At 69.3% G+C, this 4,907-nt stretch carries 4 protein-coding genes; 2 read left to right on the plus strand and 2 right to left on the minus strand.

Annotation, left to right across the window (positions count from 1 at the left end; all coding sequences use genetic code 11):
- The first annotated feature begins 185 nt into the window (after positions 1-185).
- Together A5652_RS09005 and tatB are read left to right on the plus strand one after the other, a co-directional pair.
- Positions 186-1,637, plus strand: a complete 1,452-nt coding sequence (locus A5652_RS09005; protein ID WP_197513858.1) for a S1C family serine protease — start codon at positions 186-188, stop codon at positions 1,635-1,637.
- The gene (gene tatB, locus A5652_RS09010) at positions 1,637-2,053 is read left to right on the plus strand and encodes a Sec-independent protein translocase protein TatB (protein WP_067349455.1); all 417 of its coding nucleotides are present in this window, start codon (positions 1,637-1,639) and stop codon (positions 2,051-2,053) included. The genes A5652_RS09005 and tatB overlap by 1 nt, the downstream gene beginning before the upstream one ends.
- Before the next feature lie 39 nt (positions 2,054-2,092).
- Here tatB and A5652_RS09015 read toward each other — a convergent pair whose 3' ends face one another.
- Positions 2,093-3,250 (minus strand): Mrp/NBP35 family ATP-binding protein, encoded by a 1,158-nt coding sequence (locus A5652_RS09015; protein ID WP_156745229.1) that lies wholly within the window; start codon positions 3,248-3,250, stop codon positions 2,093-2,095.
- Between the two features lie 77 nt (positions 3,251-3,327).
- A complete protein-coding gene (locus A5652_RS09020) occupies positions 3,328-4,737 on the minus strand; it encodes a lytic murein transglycosylase (RefSeq protein WP_197513856.1) in 1,410 nt (469 codons plus the stop codon).
- Between the last annotated feature and the right edge of the window lie 170 nt (positions 4,738-4,907).

Consider the following 4,907-nt stretch of genomic DNA (forward strand, 5'->3'; position numbering starts at 1 on the left):
CCGGCTCGAGGCGGGGTCGACCGGCGGACGCGAGATGGGCCGCGGCGCTAAGCGGCTGCCGCTGTCTTTTGCTTGGTCGTAGCCTTGGTCGGAGGTCACGTTATCCCTTTGGATCCTCTACTTGAGCGCTCGAGACAGGCCTTTACCAAGCAAAAGACAGCGGCAGCCGCTTAGCGCCGCGGCCCATCTCGCGTCCGCCGGTCGACCCCGCCTCGAGCCGGGAGTTCGGTCGTCCCGCAGGCCTGCGCGGGTCGTTCGTCGCCGAACGGGTCCGCCCGCAGAAGTACCGTGACCAGGCCGAATTCCGGCCGAGCGACCGACCGGCTGACCCCGTATTGCAGGAGGCATTCCACCGTCCGGACGGCAGCCCCGACTCGCTGCAGCGCCACCCGGTGGACGCCAACGCGCTGGCCGCCGAGAAAGACGGTGCGGAGCCCGACGAGCTCGACGATCCCTGGCGGGACCCGGGGGCCGCGGCGGCGTTGGGCACTCCGGCGGTCGCGCCCTCGCGGTCCGGGACCGCGCTGGGCTACGGCGGCAAACTGGGCGTGCGCGACGTGTTGTTCGGCGGCAAGGTGTCCTACCTCGCGCTGCTGGTGTTGCTGCTCATCGCGTTGGTCATCGGCATGCTCGGCGGGGTGATCGGTCGCAAGACGGCCGAGGTCGCCGAGGCGTTCACCACCTCCAAGGTGACGCTGTCGACCAACGGCAACGGCGAAGGCCCGGCCGGACGCTTCGCCAAGGTGGCGGCCGCGACGGCGGGCTCGGTGGTGACCATCGAATCCAAGAGCGACCAAGAGGGCATGCAGGGCTCCGGCGTCGTCATCGACGGCCGCGGCTACATCGTCACCAACAACCACGTCATCTCCGAGGCGGCCAACAACCCCAGCCAGTTCAAGACGACGGTGGTGTTCAACGACGGCAAAGAGGTGCCGGCGAACCTGGTGGGCCGCGACCCCAAGACCGACCTGGCCGTGCTGAAGGTCGACAACGTCGACAATCTGTCGGTGGCGCGCCTCGGCGATTCCGACAAGGTGCGCGTGGGTGACGAAGTCCTGGCCGCGGGTGCGCCGCTGGGCCTGCGCAGCACCGTGACGCACGGCATCATCAGCGCGCTGCACCGACCGGTGCCGCTGTCGGGGGAGGGGTCGGATACCGACACGGTGATCGACGCGCTACAGACCGACGCGTCGATCAACCACGGGAACTCCGGCGGTCCGCTGATCGACATGGATTCGCAGGTGATCGGCATCGACACCGCGGGTAAGTCATTGTCCGACAGCGCAAGTGGGCTCGGCTTCGCGATCCCGATCAACGAGGCCAAGCAGGTCGCCGAGACGCTGATCAAGGATGGCAAGATCGTGCATCCGACGTTGGGGGTCAGCACGCGGTCGGTGAGCAACGCAATCGCTTCCGGTGCCCAGGTGGCCAACGTGAAGGCGGGTAGCCCCGCGCAAAAGGGCGGAATCCTGGAGAACGACGTCGTCGTCAAGGTCGGGAACCGCAAGGTGGCCGACGCCGACGAGTTCGTCGTCGCCGTGAGGCAGTTGACCGTCGGCCAGGATTCGCCGATCGAGGTCGTCCGCGATGGCCGGCACGTCACGCTGACCGTCAGACCAGACCCTGACCAAAGCTGATGTTCGGCAGCCTGAGCTGGGAGCACATGCTCGTCCTCGTGGTGGTCGGGCTGGTGGTCCTCGGGCCGGAGCGGCTGCCGGGTGCAATCCGGTGGACATCCAACGCCTTGCGGCAGGCGCGTGACTACCTCAGCGGCGTGACCAATCAGCTGCGCGAGGACCTCGGACCGGAGTTCGACGATCTGCGCGTTCCGCTCAGCGAACTGCAGAAGCTACGGGGCATGACTCCGCGTGCGGCGTTGACCAAGCATCTGCTCGACGGTGACGACTCATTCCTGACCGGCAGCTTCGACAAACCGGTTAATGGCGCGCCGCCGCAGGCCCCGCGGTCGGAGGACGGCGCGGCGAACGGCCAGGCGATGGCGGCCGAACAGCAGCCCGCGGGTCACACGCCATTCGACACCGACGCGACCTGAACGACACCGAGCGCCGCGGCCGCCGTTAGTCGCGCTTCCTCAGCGCCGGGTCGGATCGAGTCCGAGCGATACGCCGGCGAGCCCGCGCTTGCGCGCCGACAAGCTGTCGGCCACCCCGCGCAGCGCCTTGCCGACCGGCGAATCGGGAGCGCTGAGCACCAGCGGCGTGCCGGAATCGCCCGCTGCCACCAGCTCGGGGTCCAGCGGGATCTGCCCCAGCAGCGGCACGTCGGCGCCGACCGCCCGGGAGAGCCGCTCGGCCACCTGCTGGCCACCGCCCTCACCGAACACCTGCAGCGTGGAGCCGTCGGGCAGGGTGAGCCCGGACATGTTCTCCACCACACCGACGACTCGCTGGCGGGTCTGCAGCGCGATGCTACCGGCCCGCTCGGCGACCTCGGCCGCGGCCAACTGCGGCGTCGTCACCACCAGGATCTCCGCGTTGGGGATCAGCTGCGCCACCGAGATGGCGATGTCCCCGGTCCCCGGCGGCAAGTCGAGCAGCAGCACGTCCAGGTCGCCCCAGTAGACATCGGCCAGGAACTGCTGCAGCGCGCGGTGCAGCATCGGCCCGCGCCAAACCACCGGGGTGTTGCCCTCGGTGAACTGGGCGATGGAGATGACGCGGACCTCGTGCGCGATGGGCGGCAGGATCATCGACTCGACCTGGGTGGGCCGGTCCGTGGTGCCCATCATCCGGGGGATCGAGTGGCCGTGGATATCGGCGTCCAGCACACCGACTGATAGTCCGCGGGTCGCCATCGCCGCCGCCAGATTGACCGTGACGGTGGACTTGCCGACCCCGCCCTTTCCGGACGCGACGGCATAAACCCGGGTCAGCGAATTCGGTTGCGCGAACGGGATAACCGGCTCGCGGGCATCGCCGCGTAACTGCTTGCGCAACTCGGTGCGCTGCTCGTCGTTCATCACGTCCAGGGTGACCTTTACCGCGCCGGTGCCCGGGACGTCGGCGACCGCCTGGCTGACGCGCTCGCTGATCTCGGTTTTCTTCGGGCAGCTGGCGGTGGTCAGGTAGATCGTGACATGCACCGCGCCGTCGGGCTCGGCCTCGATGCTCTTGACCATGCCGAGTTCGGTGATCGGACGCCGCAGTTCGGGGTCGATCACCTTGCCCAGGGCGGTGCGGATAGCCGCGCTCAGGTCGGCTGCTGAATCGGAAGAGTCATGGCGGGACATCACCGCCGAGTGTAGGCGTGCGCAATGATGCGGTTTGGCGGCGACCCTTCGCCGCGCATGCGCTCGCCGCTGGCTGGTTAGCTGGCCGGACCCGGTCCCGGCTGCTTCGGCTTGGGGGCGCCGAGCGCCGCGCCCGAGGGGGCGGCGGACTTGGGTGCCTGCGCGGCCTGCGAGGGTCCGGCGGCCGGAGGCGTTGGCGCCGAGGCCGGGGGCGCTGGCGGTGGGCCGGCATCCGGGGACGGCGCGCCGAACGGCGGTGGCGCCGGGGGCGCGAACGGCTGGGGCGGCGCGAACGGCTGTTGCGGCGCGAACTGCTGTGGCGCAGTCGCGGGCGGCGCGAACGGCTGTTGCGGCGCGAACTGCTGTGGCGCAGTCGCGGGCGGCGTGCCCTGCGAACCGATGCAGATCACCGTGCAACCAGGAACTCGGGCCGGCGCCTGCGCAGGCGTGGGGGTCATCCACGGGAACATCGGCTGCGAACCGGGGAGCCCCGGGCTACTCAAGTCGATCAGCGGAATGCGCGCCAGCGGGTCGTCGAGCGGCAGGCCGTTGACGTTCATCGGCAGGTTGGGGCCGAGCCCTTCGGCGTGCTCGAGGTGTGCGTCGCCCAGCGGCGGGGGCGGTCCGGTCATCGGCGGCAGGTCGACCGGCACGACGCCGGTGGCGTAGGCCGCCGCCCAGCCCAACACGTTCTGCGCGTAGGGCATCGAGTTGTTGTAGCGCAGGATCGCGGTCAAGACTTGCGACTGCTCACGCAGGTTGAGTCCGCCACTGCACAGGTACCGAGCGGCCGCCAGGGTGGAGTCGAAGATGTTCTGCGGATCCGCCACGCCGTCGCCCTTGGCGTCGGAGGCGTAGCGCGCCCAGGTTCCCGGCAGGAACTGCATCGGCCCCATCGCGCGTGCGTAGGTGACGCGGTTGCCGGCGCTGCTCTGGATGATGGTCTCGTTGCCGGGCAGCGAACCGTCCAGGGACGGCCCGTAAATCGGGGTGATCGCGGTGCCGCGTGAGTCGACCGCACCGCCGCCGGCGTGGCCCGATTCGATGCGTCCGATCCCGGCCAACAGGTTCCAGCTGACGCCGCAGCCCGGCGCGGCGACGGCCATCTTCTGTTCCGCATTGCGGTATGCGGCAAGCGCGATGCTCGGAATGCCCAGTGCGCCGCGCGCATTGACGATCATGGCTGGCGGCGGAGCGGACAACGCGGGCCCGGCGACGTGGAAGGCTGCGGGATTGCGCTCCATCGCGACGACGGCAGGCCCGGTGAGATCGGGGAAGGTCGGGGAGACCGCGGCCACCGGGGTGACGGCGGCGTGCCTGGGGGGCATTCGGATCGGAAGCGTGGGTCCCGCTGCGCTGACCGCCCCCGCGAAGACCAATGGAGCAATCATTGCCACGCCGAAAATTGGCTTGCGCGTGTTCCGAAGTGCTCGCTGCCGCACAGACGCGGCGGCGGGGCTTTCACCCCGGCTTCCCCCTATGCGCACTCGACCGTCCTAGATGTGTGAGCTGGGTCCACTTTCTGTTAGCTCGGTGAACCAGATCACCATACATAACTCTTGTGACACGAGTGGCGCAATGGTCGAATCGGTTCTCACCTGGATTTCTTAGCCGTTCGCTCGAGGGCGTCGCCGCCCAAAACATGGTCGCCAGCGGC

The organism is Mycobacterium sp. 1165178.9 (assembly GCF_001673555.1).
Taxonomy (GTDB): Bacteria; Actinomycetota; Actinomycetes; order Mycobacteriales; family Mycobacteriaceae; genus Mycobacterium.

Excerpts from the sequence above, each read along its gene's own strand:
- tatB (WP_067349455.1), top strand. The coding sequence starts at position 1,637 with ATGTTCGGCAGCCTGAGCTGGGAGCACATGCTCGTCCTCGTGGTGGTC.
- A5652_RS09015 (WP_156745229.1), bottom strand. The coding sequence starts at position 3,250 with ATGTCCCGCCATGACTCTTCCGATTCAGCAGCCGACCTGAGCGCGGCT.